The 23280-nt window shown below is 53.3% G+C and carries 23 protein-coding genes; 15 read left to right on the top strand and 8 right to left on the bottom strand.

The annotated features are described in order from the left end of the window. Window positions 1-16: 16 nt before the first annotated feature. Together ACTU44_RS07170 and ACTU44_RS07165 are read left to right on the top strand one after the other, a co-directional pair. On the top strand, window positions 17-982 hold the full coding sequence (locus tag ACTU44_RS07170) for a pyridoxamine 5'-phosphate oxidase family protein (protein ID WP_462097064.1): 966 nt from the start codon (window positions 17-19) through the stop codon (window positions 980-982). 88 nt (window positions 983-1070) lie between these two features. Next, entirely contained in the window at window positions 1071-1970 is a 900-nt protein-coding gene (locus tag ACTU44_RS07165) for a methyltransferase domain-containing protein (RefSeq protein WP_114099140.1), read from the top strand. A 15-nt stretch (window positions 1971-1985) separates the two neighbouring features. On the opposite strand, the gene ACTU44_RS07160 is transcribed toward ACTU44_RS07165, so the two are convergent. Next, window positions 1986-2204, bottom strand: coding sequence for a DUF6500 family protein (locus tag ACTU44_RS07160; RefSeq protein ID WP_114099204.1), 219 nt, complete (start codon window positions 2202-2204; stop codon window positions 1986-1988). Between the two features lie 127 nt (window positions 2205-2331). On the opposite strand from ACTU44_RS07160, the gene sfsA reads away from it, so the two are divergent. The 4 genes from sfsA (at window position 2332) to ACTU44_RS07140 (ending at window position 5320) form a co-directional block, all read left to right on the top strand. After that, complete coding sequence (gene sfsA / locus ACTU44_RS07155) at window positions 2332-3045, top strand: DNA/RNA nuclease SfsA (protein ID WP_462097063.1); 714 nt, start codon at window positions 2332-2334, stop codon at window positions 3043-3045. Between the two features lie 115 nt (window positions 3046-3160). Then, window positions 3161-3967, top strand: a complete 807-nt coding sequence (gene map, locus ACTU44_RS07150; protein ID WP_462097062.1) for a type I methionyl aminopeptidase — start codon at window positions 3161-3163, stop codon at window positions 3965-3967. Between the two features lie 26 nt (window positions 3968-3993). Beyond that, window positions 3994-4854, top strand: coding sequence for a RadC family protein (radC, locus tag ACTU44_RS07145; RefSeq protein WP_462097061.1), 861 nt, complete (start codon window positions 3994-3996; stop codon window positions 4852-4854). A gap of 37 nt (window positions 4855-4891) precedes the next feature. Then, window positions 4892-5320, top strand: a complete 429-nt coding sequence (locus ACTU44_RS07140; RefSeq protein WP_462097060.1) for a VOC family protein — start codon at window positions 4892-4894, stop codon at window positions 5318-5320. 77 nt (window positions 5321-5397) lie between these two features. Here the strand turns inward: ACTU44_RS07140 and ACTU44_RS07135 are convergent, their stop codons facing one another. Both ACTU44_RS07135 and ACTU44_RS07130 read right to left on the bottom strand, forming a co-directional pair. Next, on the bottom strand, window positions 5398-6252 hold the full coding sequence (locus tag ACTU44_RS07135) for a MipA/OmpV family protein (protein ID WP_462097059.1): 855 nt from the start codon (window positions 6250-6252) through the stop codon (window positions 5398-5400). 126 nt (window positions 6253-6378) lie between these two features. Then, complete coding sequence (locus ACTU44_RS07130; RefSeq protein ID WP_462097058.1) at window positions 6379-7590, bottom strand: AraC family transcriptional regulator; 1212 nt, start codon at window positions 7588-7590, stop codon at window positions 6379-6381. 610 nt (window positions 7591-8200) lie between these two features. On the opposite strand from ACTU44_RS07130, the gene ACTU44_RS07125 reads away from it, so the two are divergent. From ACTU44_RS07125 to ACTU44_RS07105, 5 genes are all read left to right on the top strand, one after another. Next, window positions 8201-9835, top strand: coding sequence for a peptide ABC transporter substrate-binding protein (locus tag ACTU44_RS07125; RefSeq protein ID WP_462097057.1), 1635 nt, complete (start codon window positions 8201-8203; stop codon window positions 9833-9835). A 77-nt stretch (window positions 9836-9912) separates the two neighbouring features. Continuing rightward, window positions 9913-10836, top strand: coding sequence for an oligopeptide ABC transporter permease OppB (gene oppB / locus ACTU44_RS07120; protein ID WP_114099131.1), 924 nt, complete (start codon window positions 9913-9915; stop codon window positions 10834-10836). Then, window positions 10836-11744, top strand: coding sequence for an ABC transporter permease subunit (locus ACTU44_RS07115; protein ID WP_462097056.1), 909 nt, complete (start codon window positions 10836-10838; stop codon window positions 11742-11744). Before oppB ends, ACTU44_RS07115 begins: the two co-directional genes overlap by 1 nt. 18 nt (window positions 11745-11762) lie before the next feature. Beyond that, window positions 11763-12737, top strand: a complete 975-nt coding sequence (locus ACTU44_RS07110) for an ABC transporter ATP-binding protein (protein WP_462097055.1) — start codon at window positions 11763-11765, stop codon at window positions 12735-12737. Beyond that, on the top strand, window positions 12734-13750 hold the full coding sequence (locus tag ACTU44_RS07105) for an ABC transporter ATP-binding protein (RefSeq protein ID WP_336080380.1): 1017 nt from the start codon (window positions 12734-12736) through the stop codon (window positions 13748-13750). Before ACTU44_RS07110 ends, ACTU44_RS07105 begins: the two co-directional genes overlap by 4 nt. Window positions 13751-13837: 87 nt before the next feature. On the opposite strand, the gene ACTU44_RS07100 is transcribed toward ACTU44_RS07105, so the two are convergent. After that, the gene (locus ACTU44_RS07100; RefSeq protein ID WP_114099128.1) at window positions 13838-15592 is read right to left on the bottom strand and encodes a GAF and HD-GYP domain-containing protein; all 1755 of its coding nucleotides are present in this window, start codon (window positions 15590-15592) and stop codon (window positions 13838-13840) included. A 290-nt stretch (window positions 15593-15882) separates the two neighbouring features. Here ACTU44_RS07100 and purB point away from each other — a divergent pair, with 290 nt between their 5' ends. Then, window positions 15883-17193, top strand: a complete 1311-nt coding sequence (purB, locus tag ACTU44_RS07095; protein WP_462097054.1) for an adenylosuccinate lyase — start codon at window positions 15883-15885, stop codon at window positions 17191-17193. Window positions 17194-17256: 63 nt separating this feature from the next. Here the strand turns inward: purB and ACTU44_RS07090 are convergent, their stop codons facing one another. Further along, entirely contained in the window at window positions 17257-18165 is a 909-nt protein-coding gene (locus ACTU44_RS07090; protein ID WP_462097053.1) for a LysR substrate-binding domain-containing protein, read from the bottom strand. A 98-nt stretch (window positions 18166-18263) separates the two neighbouring features. On the opposite strand from ACTU44_RS07090, the gene ACTU44_RS07085 reads away from it, so the two are divergent. Continuing rightward, window positions 18264-19205: a DMT family transporter gene (locus ACTU44_RS07085; RefSeq protein WP_462097052.1), complete on the top strand. Its 942-nt coding sequence runs from the start codon at window positions 18264-18266 to the stop codon at window positions 19203-19205. A 65-nt stretch (window positions 19206-19270) separates the two neighbouring features. Here the strand turns inward: ACTU44_RS07085 and ACTU44_RS07080 are convergent, their stop codons facing one another. From ACTU44_RS07080 to ACTU44_RS07070, 3 genes are all read right to left on the bottom strand, one after another. Further along, complete coding sequence (locus tag ACTU44_RS07080) at window positions 19271-19978, bottom strand: CTP synthase C-terminal region-related (seleno)protein (protein WP_462097051.1); 708 nt, start codon at window positions 19976-19978, stop codon at window positions 19271-19273. Window positions 19979-20101: 123 nt separating this feature from the next. Next, a complete protein-coding gene (locus ACTU44_RS07075) occupies window positions 20102-20779 on the bottom strand; it encodes a response regulator (protein WP_114099124.1) in 678 nt (225 codons plus the stop codon). 162 nt (window positions 20780-20941) lie between these two features. Beyond that, complete coding sequence (locus tag ACTU44_RS07070) at window positions 20942-21259, bottom strand: DUF1476 domain-containing protein (RefSeq protein WP_114099123.1); 318 nt, start codon at window positions 21257-21259, stop codon at window positions 20942-20944. Between the two features lie 153 nt (window positions 21260-21412). Here ACTU44_RS07070 and ACTU44_RS07065 point away from each other — a divergent pair, with 153 nt between their 5' ends. Both ACTU44_RS07065 and purC read left to right on the top strand, forming a co-directional pair. Continuing rightward, the gene (locus tag ACTU44_RS07065; RefSeq protein ID WP_462097050.1) at window positions 21413-22192 is read left to right on the top strand and encodes an NRDE family protein; all 780 of its coding nucleotides are present in this window, start codon (window positions 21413-21415) and stop codon (window positions 22190-22192) included. Between the two features lie 222 nt (window positions 22193-22414). Further along, the gene (gene purC, locus ACTU44_RS07060) at window positions 22415-23179 is read left to right on the top strand and encodes a phosphoribosylaminoimidazolesuccinocarboxamide synthase (protein ID WP_114099121.1); all 765 of its coding nucleotides are present in this window, start codon (window positions 22415-22417) and stop codon (window positions 23177-23179) included. The last annotated feature ends 101 nt before the right edge of the window (window positions 23180-23280 follow it).

The raw sequence follows: 23280 nt of genomic DNA, 5'->3' as shown, positions 1-23280 counted from the left end.
GCCTGAAAGACGCCCCATGCCTGATCGCATCGACACCCGGAACGGCCATTCTCCCCAACCGCCAATGCCAACGGATGCCCCCTCACCGTGGCATGCTGGAGAAATCCGTCTTCAGCAAGTTCTGGGTGTCGATGCGCGCATGGATGAAGTCGGGCGCAAGGTGTTGCGCGATCATTTGATCGAACAACACCGGCTGTTTTACCCGCAACTGCCCTTTGTCGTGCTGGGCAGTGTCGATAGGAATGGCAAACCCTGGGCGACCCTTCGCGCCAACAGGCCGGGATTTTTATTTGCGACCGACATCTATCATCTGGCGGTATCATTGCCCCGCGATGGGGATGACCCGGCCGATGCCGGGATGGAAGACGGCGATGCCATCGGATTGCTGGGGATCGAGCTTCATTCACGCCGACGCAATCGTCTGAATGGGACAATCAGTCGCACAAATGAGACATCGTTTGAGATTGCCGTCGGGCACAGCTTTGGTAATTGCCCGAAATATATCACGCCGCGCGATCTCGAACCTGCAGAGACCGCTGTTGCCAAAGGTTCCACTATTGAACGCGGAACAGATGCCCTGTCCGATGCCGCCCGTGCACTGATTGCGCGCAGTGACACATTTTTCATCGCATCCTTTATCGAACACGAAGATCAGAAACGTGACATCGATGTCTCCCATCGCGGCGGAGAAGCGGGCTTTGTCCATATCGAGGATGACGGGCCCCTGATCATTCCCGACTATGCGGGAAACCGGTTTTTCAATACGCTGGGCAATCTTTTGATCAATCCGCGTGCGGGGCTGGTATTTGTTGACTTCAGCAATGGCGACATGCTGCAAATCACCGGCACGGCTGAAATCATCATGGGCGGTGCGATGGTTGCAAACTTTGATCGCGCCGAACGTCTTGTATCCTTCAGGCCAACCGAATGGATATATCGCCCGGCAGTATTTCCGTTGCGCATGAGGCCTGCGAATGGCTGATTGGCTTGATGGTTGATTGCACCGCAGTGCAAGACGCTCTATCTAGGTCGTAACATCTATAACGACTTTTGCCGGAGCATCCCGCCCGATGGCCGATCCGATCACTGTCTTTGATCGACAGATTCTGAAACTGCGCCGTGATCGCGCAGCAACAAAGGCACAGGATTACAACTTCCTGTTTGCCGAAACCGCCGAACGGCTTGCCGACCGGCTTGACGATACCACCCGCAAATTCCCGCTGGCTGTTGACCTTGGATGTCACAGTGGTGAACTTGGCCGGATCATTGGCAAGCGCGGCGGTATCGAAACCTTTTACCAGTCCGATATCTCGGCTCGTTACGCCCAAAGTGCGCACGCCAGCAACGGCAAAGCCACTCTTGTCGCAGACGAGGAATTCTTGCCCTTTGCCGAGGGTTCGCTTGATCTGATCCTGTCCAACCTGTCGCTTCACTGGGTCAACGACCTTCCGGGTATGCTACTGCAGGCCCGCCGCGCGCTTAAACCCGACGGGCTGCTTTTGGCCTGCATGCTGGGCGGCGATACGTTGCGTGATCTGCGCGAAGCCTTGATGACCGCCGAGGCCGAGGAAGAAGGTGGCGTATCACCGCGTGTTTCACCGTTTGTCGATGTGAAAGATGCCGGTGCGTTGCTTCAGCGCAGTGGTTTTGCCCTGCCCGTCGTCGATGCCGATGACATCACCATTGATTATCCCGATGCGCTTAAACTGATGCGCGATCTGTCGGGGATGGGTGAAAGCAACCTGATTGCCAAGCGATCAAAGAAATTCACCAAACGCAGCACCCTTGCCCGCGCAGCGGCGATCTATCACGAACGCCATGCGCGCGCTGATGGCCGCATCCATGCCAAGTTTCAGGTGATCTATCTGACCGCCTGGGCCCCTGACGAAAGCCAGCCCAAACCGCTCCGCCGTGGATCGGGTCAGGTCAGTCTGGTTGATTTCCTTGGCGATGACGCCAAAAAACAATAGGGCCTGTTTGGCGGGCTATTTGCCCGCCAGTACCATCTCGCGGATTTTGGTCGCCTTTTCGAAATGATCAAGCTGGTGGGTTGCGATCCACCAGGTTGCGGCCTCCATCAAAAGCCCCGGATCATCATTACGATTGGCAAAGAACGCATAGAATGACAGGCCGACATCCGGTCCCTTTTGCGTGATTTTTCGATCACAAACGGCAATGATTTTGTCGCGCAGGCTTTGACGCATGATGGCTCCGATAAAAACCGATTGGGTGCAAGGGGTTGATATATGACCGGTTTGTCGCAAAATTGGCACCCTGATCGCGATCATCACATGACAGTTTCTGTCAGGACAGAATTCCGAAAGGCTCGACATGCAACTTCCCCAGCCCCTGGTCCATGGCAGACTGATCAAGCGTTACAAGCGTTTTCTGGCGGATATCGAACTTGATAATGGCGAGATGATCACAGCCCATTGCGCCAATCCGGGCGGGATGATCGGCCTTAAGGAACCGGGCATTGATGTCTGGCTGTCAAAATCGGACAACCCGAAACGCAAACTGAAATATAGCTGGGAACTGTGCCAGATTGGTGATGCATGGATCGGGATCAATACCGCCCATCCCAATGCCATCGTCGAGGAAGCCATTCTTGCGGGCAAGGTGCCGGAACTGGCGGGTTATGAAAACCTGAAACGCGAAGTCAAATATGGCAAGAATTCGCGGATCGATATTCTGCTCTCTGATCCCGAGCACGGGCTTTGCTATGTCGAGGTCAAAAACGTGCATCTTAAACGGGACGAAGATATTCCCGGCCTTGCCGAATTCCCTGATGCCGTCACCGCACGCGGGGCCAAACATCTTGATGAAATGGCAGATATGGTTGCCGAGGGGCATCGGGCGGTGATGTTTTACCTGATCCAGCGGACCGACTGTGACCGCTTTACGCTTTCGACCGATATCGACCCGCATTATGGCGAACGGTTCAAGGCCGCACGTGCCCGCGGGGTCGAGGCAATTGCCTATGACTGTTCGATTGATACCAGTGCGGTGACCGTGCGGTCGGCCTTGCCGATCACCGGCCTTTAGAATTCAGGTCCCAAATCCCCGCATATCAGCCAATCCTTGCCAATCCCGGCGTCTGGCTTTATGTCATTGGGCTATAAAACACAGATATACCTCGCTGAGATTAAGGAGATTTCGGGTGGCGAACGGAACAGTCAAACTTCACGGCCCCGAAGCATTTGAAGGCATGCGCGCCGCCGGACGGCTGGCAGCGGAAGTGCTTGATATGATTACCCCGCATGTGGTGCCGGGTGTGACCACGGGTGAACTTGATCGCCTGTGTGATGAATATATTCGTGATCACAATGCGATTTCAGCCTGCCTTGGCTATCGCGGATTTCCGAAATCCATCTGTACGTCGATCAACCATGTGGTCTGTCACGGTATTCCCGGTGACAAGAAACTGGCCAATGGCGACATCATGAATATCGATGTCACGGTCATTCTTGATGGCTGGTATGGCGATACTTCGCGCATGTATATTGCAGGTACCCCCAAAGTGATGGCGCAGCGCCTTGTCGATGTGACCTATGAGTCGCTTTGGCGCGGGATTAATGCGGTCAAGCCGGGCGCGACCCTTGGCGATATTGGTCATGCCATCCAGTCCTATGCCGAGAGCGAGCGTTTTTCGGTCGTGCGTGATTTCTGTGGTCACGGTCTTGGTCAGGTGTTCCATGATGCGCCAAATGTCCTGCATTACGGCAAGCCGGGCGAAGGTCTGGTTCTTGAACCGGGTATGATTTTTACGATTGAACCGATGATCAATCAGGGAACCTATGCGTGTAAAATTTTGCCCGATGGCTGGACAGCCGTAACGCGAGACCGCAAACTGTCTGCACAGTTTGAACATTCGCTCGGCGTGACGGATGACGGGTTTGAAATCTTTACCCGCTCGCCCGCCGGTCTGGACAAGCCGCCCTATAACCTGCCCGCCGCGGCAGAATAAACAAGGGCCAAACGGAGGAAGCAGAATTGAGCGAAACCGAAGATCGCAAACCTGCTTCCGCCCCGAACAACCCCACTCCATCTGAAATTGATGACGGCACGCGGGTCTTTTTTGATCTGGCCCGCGACCATCTGGCATCGGGCACATCGCCCATCGCAGACACCCGAAGCGCGCCAAAGGGTGGCGAAGCCCCATCAACGTCATCCAAGACGGCAAAACCCCACTATCACGGCCATCGTCAACGCCTGCGCGAACGCTTTATCAAGGGTGGATCGGATGCATTGGCCGATTACGAACTTCTGGAATTGATGCTGTGCATGGCAATGCCGCGCGGTGACGTCAAACCACTGGCGAAATCGCTGATTGCGCAATTCGGAAGTTTTGCCAACGTTCTGGCCGCCCGCCCCGAAGACCTGCAAAGCGCCAAGGGGCTTGGTGACGCAGGGATAGCTGCGATCAAGATCGCCGAGGCCAGCGCACGGCATTTATCGCGCGAACGGGCAATGGAATTACCGGTAATCGCCAGTTGGGAACAGCTGATTGATTACTGCCGGGTTCGGATCGGGCACCTTAAGACCGAAGAACTGCATTTGCTGTTTCTTGATCGCAAGAACCGGTTGATCGCCGATGAATGCCATCAACGCGGCACCGTCGACCATACGCCGGTTTATCCGCGCGAAGTCATCAAGCGCGCCCTTGAACTTCATGCCTCTGCCCTGATTCTGGTGCATAACCATCCAAGCGGCGATGCCACGCCATCCAAGGGCGATATCGACATGACGCGCAAGATTGTAGATGCCGCAAAGGCGATGGAGATCACGGTGCATGATCACATCATCATCAGTCATGCAGGATATAATTCGTTCAAGACGCTTGGATTGATATAACCCGCCCCTCCATTTCATCATTTGCCGGAAAAAAACCATGCCCCATATCAGTTTGTTCACGCTGGTCGTGCGCGACTATGACGAAGCCATCGCTTTTTACACGGACAAGGTCGGATTTGATCTGATTGAAGACAGCGACATGGGCGGCGGCAAACGCTGGGTCGTTATTGCCCCAAAAGGGGCGATTGAAACCCGCATTTTGCTTGCTCAGGCAAGCAATGAGGATCAAACCAAGGCCGTTGGCAATCAAACCGGAGGGCGGGTTGGCTTTTTCCTGAACACCGATGATTTTGCGCGCGATCATGCCCGCATGACAGCCGCTGGCGTGATATTTCTGGAACAGCCACGATATGAACCATATGGCACGGTCGCAGTGTTTGAAGACCTTTATGGTAACAAGTGGGATCTGCTTGAACTGGCAACCCGCCAGGAAACCAAAAAGATACGTGGGCCCGTCGATGAATAGGGTGAGACAAGCCCACGCCGATGCAACTATGGCACATCGGAAAGTGTGGGGTTAGATGAAAGAGACCTTGTTAGTCCCTAGAAGCTGTAGACAAGACCGATACCGGCACTGAAAACATAGTCTTCATCAATGATCGGGCTGTCGGTGTACTGGTCTGGCAGATACTGGAAACCATGCGTTCCAATCAGCATGATTTGTTCTGTCAGCGGATAGGTAACCGTAAAGTCGATATGCGGGATGAAAGCAGCATCGGGCGCATAATAAGCCCGGTCGCTGCGGACTTCCTTGCGGCGGACACCAACCATGTAATCAACAAGTTTGTCACTTTGCCAGGTGACACCTCCGCCCCAGCTGAAACCTACGTCCCCCCATTGTTCAGGCACAACATAAGACATATCGACCTGATGACCATCATGGGCATCGTTCACATCTGTGAGATAGTTGGTAATCAACGAACCGCGCCAGATATCGGCCGAAAAACCAATACCGGCCTCAAACGCCATGTCCCGTTCTTCCATCCCGCGCAGATAATTGCCATCGCCATTATCAAACGGTTCCATCCGCAGCGCCCCGATCACCGATGCGCTAAAGACGTCGTTTTTAAAGAATTTGATGTCGATCCCGTCCGCACCGATATGCATACGTTCAGAATCATATGCGACAATCGGCAACAGCCCCAATTCAACATCATCGGTCCCGGGATACGGATTGTTTGATACGCCACCAAATGCACCGACCTGCCAGTTCCCACCAAACCACGGATCAAGAGCATCGCCGGTTTTCGGATTGACCTGATCACGGAGAGTTTCTTTTTTAGCCTGCTGAGCCTGCGCAGGAGACATAAACAAAATCAGGAGTGCGGTCAGGCATAACGTCACGCCCGCAAACAGCATACTGTTCCCGGCACGATGCAAAACGTAATTTTCAGACATCTATTTAAACACCATGAAATGAAAAGGTGCACATAACCTGCCTGAATACGAATTACCTGGCGTCCGGCTCTATAACATCGAACCGGACAGAGCGGCGACCATGGTACGAATGATCATTCGTACCATTCAATCATCTGATTTATTTGAGTTTTCGGCGCGAAAGGCGCTTGGTGTCCTGCCGGTGATTTTCTTGAAAGCCTGATTGAAGGTCGATTTCGAATTGAATCCAACCTCGGTCGCAATATCGAGGATGGTACGGTTCGGCTCTTCGATCAACAGGTGTGAGGCCGCATCAATTCGGACTTCATTGATGAAATCAAAGAAGCTTTTGCCGAGATGCTGGTTCAAGACAAAGGAAAGCTGATTGGGGGTTACCCCAACTGCCGCGGCCAATTTCGGCATGGTCAGAAGTGGATCAAGCATCATTTCGTGATTCGCGACAAGCTTCTCAAGGCGGGTACGAATACGTGCGATATTCGGGTCGTCAACAGTGTCACGCGACATCGATGCTTGCTGGTCCTCGGTCCCCTGGCGAGCACGACGCACGGGTACATCAGCAGAAATACCTTCGTCCGTTTCCGGTTGCACAAAGAGCGCAGGATTCTGCGCAATCACCTGACACATTCGGAAGAACACAAGTACAAAGCCCACCTTGACACCAAGAGACAGCCATACAGCGTGAAAAAGAAACAGGTCTAACAGATTGGTCAGGGTAAAGACCGTAAACAACACTGTCATCCCGACAAGAAATTCGATAACCCAGCGGCGCATCCGTCGGCTATCGGTTTGCAGTTGCCGGTCGGCCTGCTGTAAATAGCGCCGGGCACACCGCCAGATTCCCGTCATATAAACAACAAATAGCACGCAAAACAGGATCACTGTCGCCAGCAGGATCAGATCGCCCAGACCTTCCGCCGAGAAAGAAATCTGCAAGCCTACATCACGCACATCTTCCAGACCGGAGATCATGCGCGCACTTTTTAGATAGACCATAAGTCCAATCATCGCGGTGACCGGAACCAGCACCAGAAAATGCAGGTATGGCCGTGATACCGGATCACTGGAAATTTCACGAAAATACAAATAGATAGACGGGATGAAGGCAAAAAAGAACGGTGCAAATGCCGGCACAAGATACAGGTTCAAAAGCGGGCTGATCAGCGGGTCAAATGTATCATCCAGGAAACTCATGCCAACGGAAAACCCGAAGACCATCAACCACCTATTCGCAGCAAATGCCCGCTTTCCTTCATCCATCAGCAGGATAATCAGGAAAATCGCCTGAGATGCGCCAAGAACCGAAACGATCAGAAAAAGAATATCGACTGTTTCAATCATTCTTGTGCCTGTGTAGCGGATTTCTGTTGATGAGAAGTGCCAGGTCGGAAGGAACGCAAGGGCCCTCTGAAGCAGGCATTCTTCGGGAATAGTTTAATGTCAGTCACTCTGCGACAAAGGTTCTTACAAACTTTGAGGCCACAATGCGTGCAAAAAATTCAGTCAGGACAGTCAAAACGATCTGATACCGACCATGCAAGACTGTGCTGCACTGAGATATTTCTGACCACCTTCGTTACTTTTGATCATCCGGGTAACCGTCCATCAGACCGATTCGACGGCGATCAAACACCTCGCAAGCCCTTGAATGTGAAGCACTTCACAGGAAAAAATGCAATCCCCGCGTGTAAATAAAGAAGGCCCGCATCAGTTAAAGAGAAACCGCCCCCGTCCCGCACAGTCTATCGAAGACCGCAGGAAATAAACCATTTTTTTGATATCGCGCAAAATAAACCTCAAAAACCATCAAAATTGCGCAAACATCAACCAATTGCGTCAGTTACGTGAAATCCGACTTGCAGTTGACGCATGGCAGCCTCAGTATTTTTGCGTACGTACTTTCAGGGAGTACGTACGCAACAAATCATAATTGTTGAGGGAGACATCACACATGTCAGAAAACACGATGACTGCAAAAGGTCTCGTGAACGGATTGCTGAAATCCTCACGAGCACTCGTATTTGGGACGGCGCTGATCGCCGGTTCCATGACCATGCTGTCGAGCACCCATGCGCAAGCAGAGAAAATCCTGCGCATCGGCAATGACGGCGAACCGCAATCCATGGATCCGCATTTCATTTCCACGGTTCAGACCAGCCGTATCTCCGATGATATGTCGCTTGGCCTTCTGACCTATGGCCCGGATGGACAGCCGGTGCCAGGTGCGGCAGAAAGCTGGACGGTTTCCGAAGACGGCAAGACCTATACGTTTAAAATCCGCAACCATAACTGGTCGGATGGAACACCGGTTACAGCACAGGATTTCATCGCGGGCTGGGAACGCCTGCTTGATCCGGAACTTGGTGCAGAATACGCATCACTTCTTTACATCATCGAAGGTGCCGAGGCCGTTAACACCGGCAAGGAAGGCGCAAAAATTGGTGCACGTGCGATTGACGATCATACCCTTGAAGTCAAACTGACAGCACCCGCCCCCTATTTCCTTGCACAGCTGACCCACCAGACCGCATTTGCCATTCCCCGTCATGTCGTTGAAAAATACGGCAAGGACTGGGTAAAGCCGGAAAACATCGTGGTTAACGGCGCTTACAAACTGGTCGAATGGCTGCCGAACGTTCACACCAAACTGGTCAAGAACGAAGAATTCTATGATGCCGCAAATGTTCCGATCGACGAGGTGATCTACTACACCTACGAAGATCGCACCGCGATGCAGAACCGTTTCCGCGCCAGTGAACTTGATGTTGCGCGTGACATCGCATCCGAACAGATTTCATGGCTGCGCGACAATCTGGCTGACAGCCTGCGCATCGCGCCATATGCCGGCATCTATTACTATGCCATCCGCACCGATAAGGACAAATTCAAGGATGTCCGCGTTCGCAAGGCACTGTCACTTGCGCTGAACCGTGAAGCCATCACCGATGCTGTCCTTAAGACCGGCGAACTTCCAGCCTATTCCTTTGTTCCGCCGGGAACCGGCAACTACACCGAACCGGCTTACGTTTCGTGGAAAGACCTGCCTTATGCAGAAAAGCTTGCTGATGCCAAAAAACTGATGGCAGAGGCCGGTTATGGTCCGGACAATCCCCTGAAATTCACGCTGCGTTACAACACCTCGGAAAACCATAAACGTATCGCGATTGCGGCACAGAACATGTGGAAACAGATCGGCGTTGAGGCAGAATTGTTCAACTCCGAAGGCAAAATCCACTATGCCGACCTGAAAGTAGGTGACTTCGAAGTTGCCCGCGCAGGCTGGATTGCTGACTATAACGATGCGCAGAACTTCCTTTTCCTTGGTGAAGAGCGCACCGGTCCGCTGAACTATGCTTCCTTTGACAACCCGCGTTACAACGAGTTGATGCTGGCTGCTGAAAACGAGGGCGACCTGAAAAAACGCGCTGATCTGATGCATCAGGCAGAAGCCATCATGATGGAAGCCCAGCCCTACATCCCCATTTACTACTATGTCTCGAAACAGCTCGTCTCTCCGAAGATCAAGGGCTGGATCGATAATGCCCCGGATCGTCACCTGACCCGCTGGCTCGACATTGCAGAGTAAACCCTGACGTCGTGTCGCAGGCTGCGCGGTTTTCCTCCCCCCGCAGCCTGTGACCACCCCGGGGATGAGAGAGAATTATGTTATCTTATGCCATTCGGCGCCTGTTGATCGCGATACCGACCTTGTTCATCGTGATCACGGTGGCCTTTTTCATGATGCGCATTGCACCAGGTGGACCGTTCGACCAGGAACGCGCACTTCCGCCGGAAATCGAAAAAAACATCAAGGCGGCCTATGATCTTGATAAGCCGCTGATCGAACAATACGCCATCTATATCGGCAAACTGTTTCAGGGTGACTTTGGCCCGTCAATCAAGATACGCGACTTTTCGGTTGCAGAACTGATCATGGCCGGTGCGCCCGCATCCATGCAGCTTGGCTTGACGGCAATCGCCATTGCGCTTGTTTTCGGGGTCGGATTTGGCACCTATGCCGCCCTTCGACAAAATAGCGCAGTTGATTTCGCCGTCATGGGCATTGCCATGATCGGCATCGCCATTCCGAACTTTGTCATGGCACCGCTTTTGTCGCTGGTGTTCGGATTGTATCTTTCGATCCTGCCGACGGCCGGATGGGGGGATGGTGAAATCCAGTACAAGATCCTGCCGATCATTGCCCTTGCCCTGCCGCAGATCGCCTATATCGCACGTCTTACACGCGGATCGATGGTCGAGGTTCTGCATTCCAACTATATCCGCACTGCACGTGCCAAGGGATTGCGTGAAAAGCTTGTGGTCAACCGACACGCCATCAAGGGCGCGCTTTTGCCTGTTGTTTCCTATCTTGGACCGGCTACAGCAGCTGTCATGACCGGTTCGGTCGTGATTGAGAGCATCTTTGGTGTCCCCGGCATTGGCACCTATTTCATCAAGGCAGCATTGAACCGCGACTACCCGCTCGTCATGGGTGTGGTTATCGTCTATGCGGTGATGATCATCATGCTGAATTTCCTGGTCGATATGGTTTACGGCCTTCTTGATCCAAAATTGAAGTCAAACTGATGATGAATAAATCTGAAAAGACAGCAATGCTGGAAGCTGCGGGCGCGCCTGCGGAAATCGAGGGCCGCAGCCTGTGGCGCGATGCCCGCATTCGCCTGTTTCGAAACAAGGCCGCCGTCGGATCGATGATCATTCTGGGCATCATCACGCTTCTGGCTGTTTTTGCACCGCTTCTGAGCCCCTATGCCTATGACCAGATCGACTGGGGCTATATTCAGGAAGGTCCGAACTGGGAAAACGGCCATATCTTTGGCACGGACGGCAATGGCCGTGACCTGTTTATCCGTGTTCTTTATGGCGCGCGCGTATCGCTTGCAGTCGGGTTACTTGCAACATCGGTCTCGCTGGTCATCGGTGTGACCTATGGGGCGGTCGCCGGTTTCTTTGGCGGCAAAATCGACAACATCATGATGCGCTTTGTCGATGTGCTTTATTCCCTGCCCTTCATGTTCTTTGTGATCATGTTGATGGTGGTATTTGGCCGAAACATCTTTCTGATCTTTGTTGCACTTGGTGCAGTTGAATGGCTGACCATGGCGCGTATTGTACGCGGCCAGACCCTTTCACTGCGCAGACGTGAATTTATCGAGGCAGCCCACGCAACCGGCGTGTCGAACTTCAAGATTATTTTCCGCCATATCATCCCCAACGTGCTTGGCCCGGTCATTGTCTATATGACGCTGACCATCCCGCAGGTCATCCTGACTGAAAGCTTCCTGTCCTTCCTTGGACTGGGCGTTCAGGAGCCACTGACCAGTTGGGGCGTTCTGATTTCCGAAGGGGCCAAGGTGATCGAGGCATCCACATGGATGCTGATTTACCCGGCTGTGTTCCTGGCACTCACCCTGTTCTGTTTCAACTTCATCGGTGACGGTCTGCGCGACGCGCTTGATCCGAAGGACAGGTAAGGCAGCAAGGACAATATCATGACAACCAATCACATTCTGACTGTCGAGAACCTGACAACCCGCTTCCAGACACCCGATGGCGAGGTCGAGGCGGTGAACAATGTCAATTTCCATATTGATCCGGGCGAAACGCTGGGCGTGGTCGGAGAATCCGGGTCCGGCAAAACGCAGATTTTCCTGTCCCTGATGGGGCTTCTGGCCAAGAACGGATCGTCAAGCGGATCGGTGCGCTACAAGGATACGGAAATCCTGAATTTGCCCGCGCGCGAGCTGAATAAAATTCGCGGCGTTTCTATGTCGATGATCTTTCAGGATCCGATGACATCACTGAACCCGTATCTGAAAATCTCGAAACAGATGACCGAGGTTCTGGTCGAACACCGCGGCATGTCCGAGGCCGAGGCACTCAAACGAGCCATTGCCATGCTTGATCGTGTCGGTATTCCCGGCGCGGCCCAGCGCGTTCACATGTACCCACATGAATTTTCTGGCGGCATGCGTCAGCGCGTCATGATTGCCATGGCGCTGTTATGTGATCCGGAAGTTCTGATTGCCGATGAACCGACCACCGCCCTTGATGTTACTGTTCAGGCGCAAATTCTTGACCTGCTCCGTGATCTGCAAAAGGATTTCAACACCGCCACCGTCATGATCACCCATGATCTGGGCGTGGTAGCCGGATTGTGTGACCGGGTGATGGTGATGTATGGCGGGCGCGTCGTCGAAACCGGGTCGGTGCGCGACATCTATTACGACAGTCATCATCCCTATACCGAGGGGCTTTTGAAATCGATGCCGCGCATCGATCATGCCAATGAAGAAAACCTGTTTGCCATTCCGGGGCAACCGCCCAACTTGCAGAACCTTCCGACCGGGTGCGCCTATCAGGAACGCTGTGGCTATGTCATGGAACGTTGCAGCAAGGAACGTCCACCGCTGAAGGCATTTGATCAGGACCGAGCTACTGCCTGCTTCCGGGAGGACGGACAATGACCGTAATGACACCAAAATCCGGAACACAGGATACCAGTCCGATCCTTTCGGTGCGTGACCTGAAGGTTCATTTCGCCATTCCCGGCAAGGGTCTGTTTGCACCGGACCGGCAGCTTAAAGCTGTCGACGGGGTGAATTTTGATCTTTATCCGGGCGAGACACTTGGCGTTGTCGGTGAATCAGGTTGTGGTAAATCGACCCTTGGCCGGGCGATCCTGCAACTGATTGCACCTTCTGGCGGACAGGTTGCCTGGCTTGGCAAAAACATTGTCGGCTCGCCCCACCGGGAGATGCAGCCATTACGCCGTGATCTTCAGATCATCTTCCAGGACCCGCTTGCCAGCCTTAATCCCCGCATGACCATTGGCGAAATTATCGCCGAACCGCTGGTCACGCACAAACCGGAACTCGGCAAGGAAGAAATCAAGGCACGGGTCAAACGCATGATGGCGCGCGTTGGGCTTTTACCCCAGATGATCAACCGCTATCCGCACGAGTTTTCCGGCGGGCAGTGTCAGCGCATCGGTATTGCACGCGCCATGATCCTTGAACCGAAACTGATTGTCTGTGACGAACCGGTATCGGCCCTTGATGTTTCCATTCAGGCCCAGATCGTCAATCTGTTGCAGGAATTGCAGAGGGAATTTGACCTGTCGCTGATTTTCATCAGCCATGATTTGTCGATTGTGCGCCATATCTGCCACCGCATCATGGTGCTGTATCTGGGTAATGTCATGGAGCTGGCTGATCGCGACAACATTTATGCCAATCCAAGACACCCCTATACCAAGGCGCTGATTTCAGCGGTTCCGATCCCGGACCCCGAGATCGAACGCAACAAGGAACGCATTGTCCTGACCGGTGATCTGCCAAGTCCGCTATCGCCGCCATCGGGTTGCGTTTTTCGGACCCGCTGTCCTTTTGCGAAAGACAAATGTGCATCCGAGATGCCGAAACTTGACCGGGTGTCAGACACCCAGGAAGTCGCCTGTCATTTTCATGACAGCCTTTAGATAAAAGCCACCATAACATTGCACCCTGAACTTGCCGGACCGTCCCTGTGACGGTCCTTTTTTTTGCGTATAAACTTGCGAACTGGTTCAGTTAGAGATGATGAATTGTTCGATATCGACTTCATCGCACTGTTCGGGACGCAGATATTTCAGGCCATATTCGACATAGGTGCCACTGATCAGAAACAGTTCGAACAGATCGTTATCAATCTGCCCCTTGTCGCGCATATCGGAAAGGATTGCGATACATTCGGACAGAAGCTTGGGACGTTTATAGGGTCGGTCAACGGCGGTCAGGGCCTCGAAGATATCGGCAATGACCATCACCTTTTCGAGGATTCCCATGTCATCCCCGGTCAGGCCGCGCGGATAGCCCGACCCGTCCATTTTTTCATGATGGTTGCCGGCAATTTCCGGAATGCGTTGCAGTTCGCGCGGATAGGGCAATTGTGCAAGCATATCCTGGGTGATCACGACATGATCATTAATCACCTGCCGTTCCTCGGATGTCAGGGTGCCATGCGGAACCGAAAGATTATAAAGCTCGCCACGGTTAAAGCCCTGATAGATATGATCTTCGCGGTCCATCAGAACATTTTCGACACCCGGTTCGCGCAATGATGCCAGATCAGCATCACTAAGCCGTTCGTTTTCAGCCCAGGACAATCCCAGTGTCCGGTCGAAATGGCGGGTCCATGTCAGCTCGGCAATATCATGCAGGGCATAGATTGCATCTGTATCAATCTCGGCATCCCCGATATTGGCATCGGCCACCAGCGCGAACCGGGCTTCAAGTTCTGCCACCCTGGTATTGAAATCGGCTTCGCAGACCTCCGCGTCCTCGCCCGCGAGTTTGCGTTTAAGCATGTCAATTTCGGCATCGCGCCTGAGAACTTCAAACCGGGTGCGGATTTCATGGATACGGTTATGGATGGTTTCAAGCTTGGTCGCCTTTTCGATCACATGATCAGGAGTAACGATCTTGCCGCAATCATGAAGCCATGCCGCCAGATCAAGCTCGTACCATTCCATATCGGTGAGATAGAAGTTCGAAAAGGGTCCCAGTTTGTCGTCAACGGCTGCCTGTGCCAGCATGCGGGCGATCACGGGCACGCGCGAACAATGGTCTGCGGTATGGGGCGACTTGGCGTCGATCGCATGACCAAGAACACGCACGAAACTTTCCATCAGGTCACGCTGGGCAACCAGCAGGCGACTGTTTTCAATTGCCACTGCCGCCTGACTTGCCAGCGCATTGATGATCGGCTCGATTGCCTTGTCAAAGGGAATGACATTGCCCGAATGATCCCGGGCATTGATCAATTGCAGAACACCGATCACCGTCCCGCGCGTATTTTTCAGCGGCACGGTAAGAAAGGATTTTGATCGATATCCGGTTTTGGCGTCAAAGGCGCGCGTCCCTGAAAAATCAAACCCCTTGGCGTAATAGGCATCTTCGATATTGATCGATTTACCGCTGAGCGCGACATAGGTCGCAATATTGCGATAGTTCGGACGGCCTTCACTGTCATAAAGCGGCAATGGCGGAAAGGGTTTTTCGGCTTCGCGGCCACTAACGAAAAAGGTGTTGAGCGTATCATTCATCAGAATGCGGAAATGCAGTTCGCTCTCTTCGCGATTGACAAGATAAAGCGATCCACCATCGGCATTGGTGAAGTCACGCGCAGCCATGAGAATTTTCTGGTTAAGCTCTTCACGCCCCTGTTCGGCAGAAAGTGCAATCCCCAGATCCACAAGCTTTGCCAGATGGCTCTCGTCTGTCTTGTGGCGGTCGGTCACTTCTTTATGGTGACCCTTCGCCCCGTTGGCTTCACGCGCCATGAATTTTCCGCCCACTCAACAATCAGATTGTCAGCTTACGCGTGCTGACGCGGTATCGAATAACACTGCATATATTACCTAAGTTGCTATATTTCTAACAGATCACAAGTTTTTGCCGATAAATTAGCCCTGACATCCCTGCCATACCGTCTGCAGGGTTGCCAATTGGCCCGGAATGGACTATCCGACCCGGTGAAAGCGTGCCGGCCCTATGATCGTGCAATTGATCACGCATTCCGATCATTCGCATCATCCCCCGGCGCCCAACCATTATGCCCGGAGGCGACCGCATGATCCCCCGTTATTCCCGTCCGCAGATGACCTCCATCTGGGAACCGGCGAACAAATTCCGTATCTGGTTCGAAATCGAAGCACACGCTGCTGACAAACTGGCTGAACTGGGTGTTATCCCGACTGAGTCCGCCAAGCTCGTCTGGGAAAAAGGCGACAAGCCCTATACCCAGGATCGTATTGATCGCATCGACACCGTCGAAGCCGAAGTCAAACATGACGTCATCGCGTTTCTGACCGAACTGGCCGAACAGGTCGGTGAAGAAGCACGCTTTGTTCATCAGGGCATGACCAGCTCGGACGTACTTGATACCTGCTTTAACGTGCAGCTCGTTCAGGCAACCGACATCCTGCTTGAAGATATGGACAAGCTTCTGGCCGCGCTTAAAAAGCGCGCCTATGAAACCAAAGACGTCCCCTGCATGGGTCGTTCGCACGGCATCCACGCAGAACCGGTGACCTTTGGCCTGAAGCTTGCGACCTTCTACGCTGAATTCAAACGTAACCGTGATCGTCTGGTTGTGGCGCGTGAAGAAATCGCGACCTGCGCCATTTCGGGTGCGGTTGGCACATTCGCCAATATCGATCCGAGCGTTGAAGAACATGTCGCCGCCAAGCTTGGCCTGAAACCGGAACCGGTTTCGACCCAGGTCATCCCGCGCGACCGTCATGCGGCCTATTTCGCAGCCCTTGGGGTTATCGCATCCTCGATCGAACATCTGGCAACCGAAATTCGTCACCTGCAGCGCACCGAAGTTCGCGAAGTTGAGGAATTCTTCTCCAAGGGGCAGAAAGGCTCCTCGGCGATGCCACACAAGCGTAACCCGGTTCTGACCGAAAACCTGACCGGTCTTGCCCGTCTGGTACGTTCGATGGCCATTCCGGCAATGGAAAACGTTGCCCTTTGGCATGAGCGCGATATTTCGCACAGCTCGGTTGAACGTAACATCGGTCCGGATGCGACCGTAACGCTTGATTTCGCCCTGATGCGCCTGACCAACGTTGTTGAAAACCTGGTCATCTATCCGGAACGCATGGACGAAATCCTCAACCAGATGGGTGGTCTGGTCTTCTCGCAGCGCGTGCTGCTGACCCTGACCCAACATGGTGTTTCGCGCGAAGATTCGTACCGTATCGTTCAGCGCAACGCGATGAAGGTCTGGAACCGCGAAGGCGATCTTCTGTCGCTTCTGAAAACCGACGAAGACGTCACCGCACGCATTCCGATGGACAAGCTCGAAGCCCTGTTTGACCTTGGTTACCACACCAAGCATGTCGACACGATCTTTGCCCGCGTGTTTGCCGACTAACGGCAACCCGGTTCAAAAATCAAAGCCCCGGTCTTCTGGCCGGGGCTTTTTTTGTTGCAACAATCAAAGTTTCTGACTGGTCACAAGATCGCGGGCTTCATCAAGCAACCAGTCCCTAAACAGCCGAACATGACTGCGCAATTCGCGCTTTTTGGGGTGCACCAGATAATAGCCAAGGGGCACCGTCATGACCTGATCAGGAAACAGATGGATTAGTTTTCCTTCCATCACATCTTCCTCGGTCAGAAGCGGGTTGGCAATCACCACCCCCTGATGATGAATAGCGGCTTCGATCACCATAGCGGTTTGATCAATATCGATATGCTTGATCTGTCGGCTTTGTTCCGGCGGCATATCGGCGAACGTCGCCAGCCAGTCGGCCCACCAGTGATGCTTGGTATCATTGATCAGGGTTGCACGAACCAGATCAGTCGGTGTTTCCAGCCCCAGTTCATCACGGTAAGATGGCGCGCAATAAACTGCCGCCTGCCCGCGATACAGCAACACAGCCTCAAGACTGTCGTCATTGCCGTCAAAATAGCGCACGGCAATATCAAGCCCGTCCTGATCAAAGTTTGGCTTTTCCTCGGTCGAGCCGACATGAAGGGCTGTCGTCGGATGCTTGATCAGAAACCGCGCCATGCGGGGTGAAAACCATTTGGCCGCAAAACTGGGCGGCATGGCGAAATGAACGGAATGATCCTGACGGCGGCGTAAATGGGCACTGGCGTCCGATATCTGCTGCAAGGCCGGCGCAATACGCGCGGCATAGGCCAGACCATCCTGCGTCGGCGTCACTTGCCGGACAGATCGGATGAACAGCTCAACCCCCAGCCATTCCTCAAGCTTGCGTATTTGCTGCCCGACGGCACCGGGCGTGACATTAAGTTCACTTGCCGCCAAAGCAAAGCTGTTCAGACGCAAGGCGGCCTCGAAAGCAGGCAATGATTTCAAGGGTGGATAAGACGTCATAATGCAGTTTTTCTATATCATGATGAAAATAGCATGATTTGTATAATACACTCAAAACCAGTAAATGTCGTGAAAGATCGCAATTCGGATTTTTCGGCATGAAGAAGAATGGCTATATCGTTTTCGGATTTCTCGCCCTTGTCTGGGGGCTGACCTATCTGTTTAACAAAACGGCCAGCCACTATATCACCCCGACTCAGATCGTTATGATCCGGGTGAGTATGGGCTTTCTTCCGCTGTTCCTGATTGCCTTGCTACACGGCAAGCTGAAATGGAGCCATCTGCGCCATACACATCACTTCGTGGTCATGTCGTTACTGGCTGCATCGGTTTATTATTACGCCTTCGCCAAAGGCATCGCGATATTACCATCAAGTATCGCAAGCATTCTGGCCGGAGCCATTCCATTTTTCACCTTCATTGCCGCCTTGCTGTTTCTCAAGGGTGAACCGATCAATCTGCGTTCGGTTGGCGGTCTGTTGTTGGGTTTTACCGGTATTGTAACGATTGCCCGCCCCTGGGAAGGTGTTGGCGGCGGCATTGATCTTGCGGGTGTTGTTTATATCGCGCTCGGCTCGGCCTGTGTCGGGCTGTCTTTTGTCTATGCCCGAAAGTTCATAAGCCCGCTTGGTATTTCCCCGATTGCACTATGCACTTATCAGCTTGGCTTTGCATCTGCGACCATGCTGGTGGTGGGTGACTTTGACGGGATTGATGCCATCTTTGTCAATCCGCTGGCAACGGCTGGTTTGTTTATCGGCCTTGGCCTGTTTGGCACCGGGATTGCCTATGTTTGCTATTATTATGTGGTTGAAAAGCTGGGCGCGGTCAAAGCTGCCAGTTCGACCTATATTCCCCCTGTCATCGGACTTGCCACCGGCACACTGATCCTTGGAGAGACGGTCACACTGACCGATTTGTTCGCAACATCGGTTATTCTGGTTGGCGTGATCATCATGCAGTCGGGCAGAACACCCCCTGCAACCTCCCCTGCGACTTTACAAGATGTGCGGGTCCACAACCGGCCCGAACATGCCTGAGAGCTCCCTGTTCTCAAGGCTGCGCCCCCGTATTCCGGGGGCGCTTTTTTATCTGCGTTTGGTGGTTATGACCTGTTCTGTGCAGCGGCACGAACGAAAGCCGTAATCAGTGGATGGTTCTCTCCGCGCAAGGCGGATCGTTCGGGCTGGAACGCTGTTCCGATAAAGAACGGATGATCGCGAAGCTCCACCGCGCGCGGATCGCCATCCTGATCCCAGGCAGACACACACAGCGGATGCCCGTCAAACAATCCGACATAGTCGCGATTAAATCCGTAACTGCATCGATAGGTTTCCTGTATCTGGTCGAGGCCATAATGGGAACGGATCAGAGTGTCTTTGACAAGCTCAATCCCGCCATCCTGATCAATCAGCGCACAAACCAGCGGGGCGATCAGCGGAAGTTCCGCATCCGGATCAATTTCGGCATTTGCCGCATTGCCCAAACCCAGAACGTTGCGCGCATATTCAAGAACGGCATGTTGATACCCCCCGCACGTCCCCATAAAAGGCACGTTACGGGTTCGTGCATACCCAATGGCGGCAAGCGCCCCGTCAAAGCTTTGATATGGACTTGCCGGGACACACCAGATGCCATGATAGCTGCCCAGAAACCCTTCGGGATCAACATCATCAAGGGCAGCGGTTGAAATCCAGTCATAGGTAACCGGCACATCAATCTGGTTCCCGGCAACATCAAGCGCCTTGGGAATGGCCTGATGGGCGGTGACATCGGGGTTAAAGTCGCCAACCAGTGCAATTTTGACAGTCATGAATTTATCCTCGTTTCAGGTGACATTACGAGGGAAAGCAAGTCGGTTACGACAACAAAAAACGGCCCGTGAAATCACGAGCCGGGATTTGCGCCGCAAACAGAGCTGCCTTTGACGAACTTACTACAAACTTCCGGTACGCGCCATATCTTCCAGAGCCATTTTCACGGCCTGTGCGCGGTTGGAAACGTTCAGTTTGCGATAGATGTTTTTCAGATGGTATTTCACCGTGATCTCGCGCAGGTCGAGATGACGGGCGATGTCCTTGTTCGGACGCCCTTCTGACAACAAGGCGAGAACTTCACGTTCGCGCGGTGTCAGACGGGCAAAATCCCCCTCATTGCCAAAGCCGCCTGCAAGACGGCCTTCGCCATCACCACCGCCAACCATACCGTCACTCAGATCATTGAGGATGGATGACGGCAGATATTTTTCCCCGGCCAGGACAAGCTGCACGGCATTCGCCAGCGCCTGACCACGCAGGGTTTTGGGGATAAAGCCATGTGCGCCTGCCTCGATGGCATTGCGCACATCTTCGCTGCGATAAGCCCCCGACAGAAGAACAACAAAGGTCGATGGCGCAACTTTTTCAAGCGCGCGTTTAAGACCCTCAAGGCCATTCATGCCGGGCATCCGCAGATCAAGCAGGACAAGATCAAACGAATTGTTTTCAGCGATCAGGTCCAAAGCCGGGTCCAACGCACCGGCCTCTGCAACCTCGCAATCCTCGAAATATTGCTGGAACAGAAGTGATATTGCCTCACGAACCAGATCGTGATCGTCCGCCAAAAGGATACGCAAAGCCTTTGCCCTTCTTCTACCTGATTAGCACCCTTCACCCCTGGTGAAAGATCTCACACCAAAAGGTTGCGCTCACTCATCTTTTGCATCAGCAAGCAGGATACGAAACCGCCTAGATGTTTGCAAACTAGAAGTTTTTGGCAAAGGCCTGCATCATGGCTTTCAGCTCAGAACTTCTGCTCGCGCTACCGGACGTAGCTCTTCAAGTTTTGAATTGAGCTCGGACGCCGTCATGTCGATATTCTTGCGTCCGAAATCTGCCAGAAGGGATACCACAACACTGTTGTCGCGCGGGTTTGCAACCACTTCGCCCACCGTTTTGACAGCATAGGCCTGACATTCATCGGGTGACATTCCCATCTGTTCGCCAGCCCAAACGATCAGCATTTTATAAAGATGCGTTTCAACGCGAAAATCCTGTTCCAAATCAAAGCTGTACTTCGCTTCGAAACCACGTTCACGATCATTAAAGCTGTTCATACTGTTCCCTCCTTGAAGATTTTCCGGCCTCAGGACAAAGACTGGACGTCGCATTCTGACTATATATTTGAGAACAAAGGAGCCCGTTTTCACCCCTTTGCTCCATACTTTTGAATTTGACAAATGATCTGTCATCACGCTTTGATCTGGCTCATGTGCACAGTCATAATTTTACGCCGCCCCGACCATGACTGGCCGGTGATCATTGGCGCCAATCGAGACGAAATGAACAATCGCCCCTGGAAGGCCCCGGCACGCCACTGGGATGACCGCCCGGATGTGATTGCCGGACTTGATGAAACAGCCGGGGGCACCTGGCTTGGTGTCAACGAGGATGGTGTTGTTGCCGCAGTCCTCAATCGCTTTGGCACCCTCGGTCCGGCCAAAGACAAACGATCCCGTGGCGAATTACCCCTTGAAGCCCTTGATCATGCAGATGCAATTGATGCGGCCCAGTCACTGGCCGCACTTGATGGGACGGCCTATCGTCCGTTCAACATGGTGATTGCCGATAACCGGGATGCCTATTGGCTGGCCAATCGCGGGACGGGCAAGATCGAGATCACCGAGATCCCCGAAGGCCTTTCGATCCTGACGGCCCATGACCTGAATGACACGGCAAACAGCGCGCGCACCAGACGTAACCTTCCACGGTTCCGGGCGGCCCCCTCGCCCAACCCCGAGGCCGATGACTGGTTTGCCTGGCAGGCGCTTTTGGCTGATACCGGCATCGAGGCGCCCGACCCCGATCATTACAACATGCGTGCGGACGCAATGCTGGTGCGCAGCAATATGGGATTTGAGACTGTCAGTTCGTCGCTGATCGGATTACCGGCGATTCCCACCAGCGAGCATGAATTGCCCCGTCGCCCGGTCTGGTTATTTGCCGACGGACAACCTGACAGTGTTCCGTTTCTGCCTGTCGCACTTTGAGACGCCCAAAGCGACAAAACGTTGCTTTGCCAATTGGTTGCAGTGCAGAATACGCAGTCCCTTGTCAGATGGCGCGACGGTTGCAAAATTTGATTATCAAGTTTGCGTAAATAGAGCTTAAGCGACAATTGAGTTTCTCGCCAAGCACTGCTATACGGGGGGCGCGAATTTCAGGGTGCCTGCGCAGTTGCCGTGCGGGCCTAGATGTGAAAGATCCCGCCAATGTCCAGAAAGCAGCCCATTTACGAGGGTAAAGCCAAGGTTCTTTACGAAGGTACTGAGCCCGGTACGATCATTCAGTATTTCAAGGATGACGCCACTGCGTTTAACGCTCAGAAGCGCGGCACGATTGCCGGCAAGGGCGTCCTGAACAACATGATCACCGAATTCGTCATGACCCGTCTGGCAGAAATCGGAATCCCGACCCACTTCATTCGCCGCCTTAACATGCGCGAACAGCTTTGCAAGAAATGCGAAATTGTTCCGATCGAAGTTGTGGTTCGTAACATCGTTGCCGGTTCCATGGCAAAGCGTCTTGGCCTTGAAGAAGGCGAACGTCTTCCGCGTCCGATCGTCGAGTTCTACTACAAGGACGACGATCTTGGTGACCCGCTGGTTTCTGACGAACATATCCTCGCACTTGGCTGGGCAAGTCCGGATGAGCTTGAGGAAATCGTTGGCATGACCTTGCGCGTCAATGACTATCTGTGCGGCCTGATGCGTGGCATCGGTATCAAACTGGTCGATTTCAAACTTGAATTCGGTCGTGTTTGGGAAGGTGATTTTGCACAACTGGTTCTGGCCGATGAATTCAGCCCGGACAATTGCCGTCTGTGGGACGCCGTTACCAACGAAAAGATGGACAAGGACCGCTTCCGTCGCGATCTCGGCGGCGTCGAAGAGGCCTATCAGGAAGTCGCGCGCCGTCTTGGTGTGCTCCCTGAGTCCGCCGAAATAGAGTCGCTGAACAAAGACGCGACCAAATAACACCCCAAGGCCGCGCTCGCGCGGCCTTTTCTTATGGCTGGCCGGAACAAATTTCCGGACAGCGTTTTGTTTGCAAACAGAGTCGCGCGAGCCCCGCGCCT

The organism is Thalassospira sp. SM2505 (genome assembly GCF_054901115.1).
This window is presented reverse-complemented; position numbering and strand designations above follow the sequence as displayed.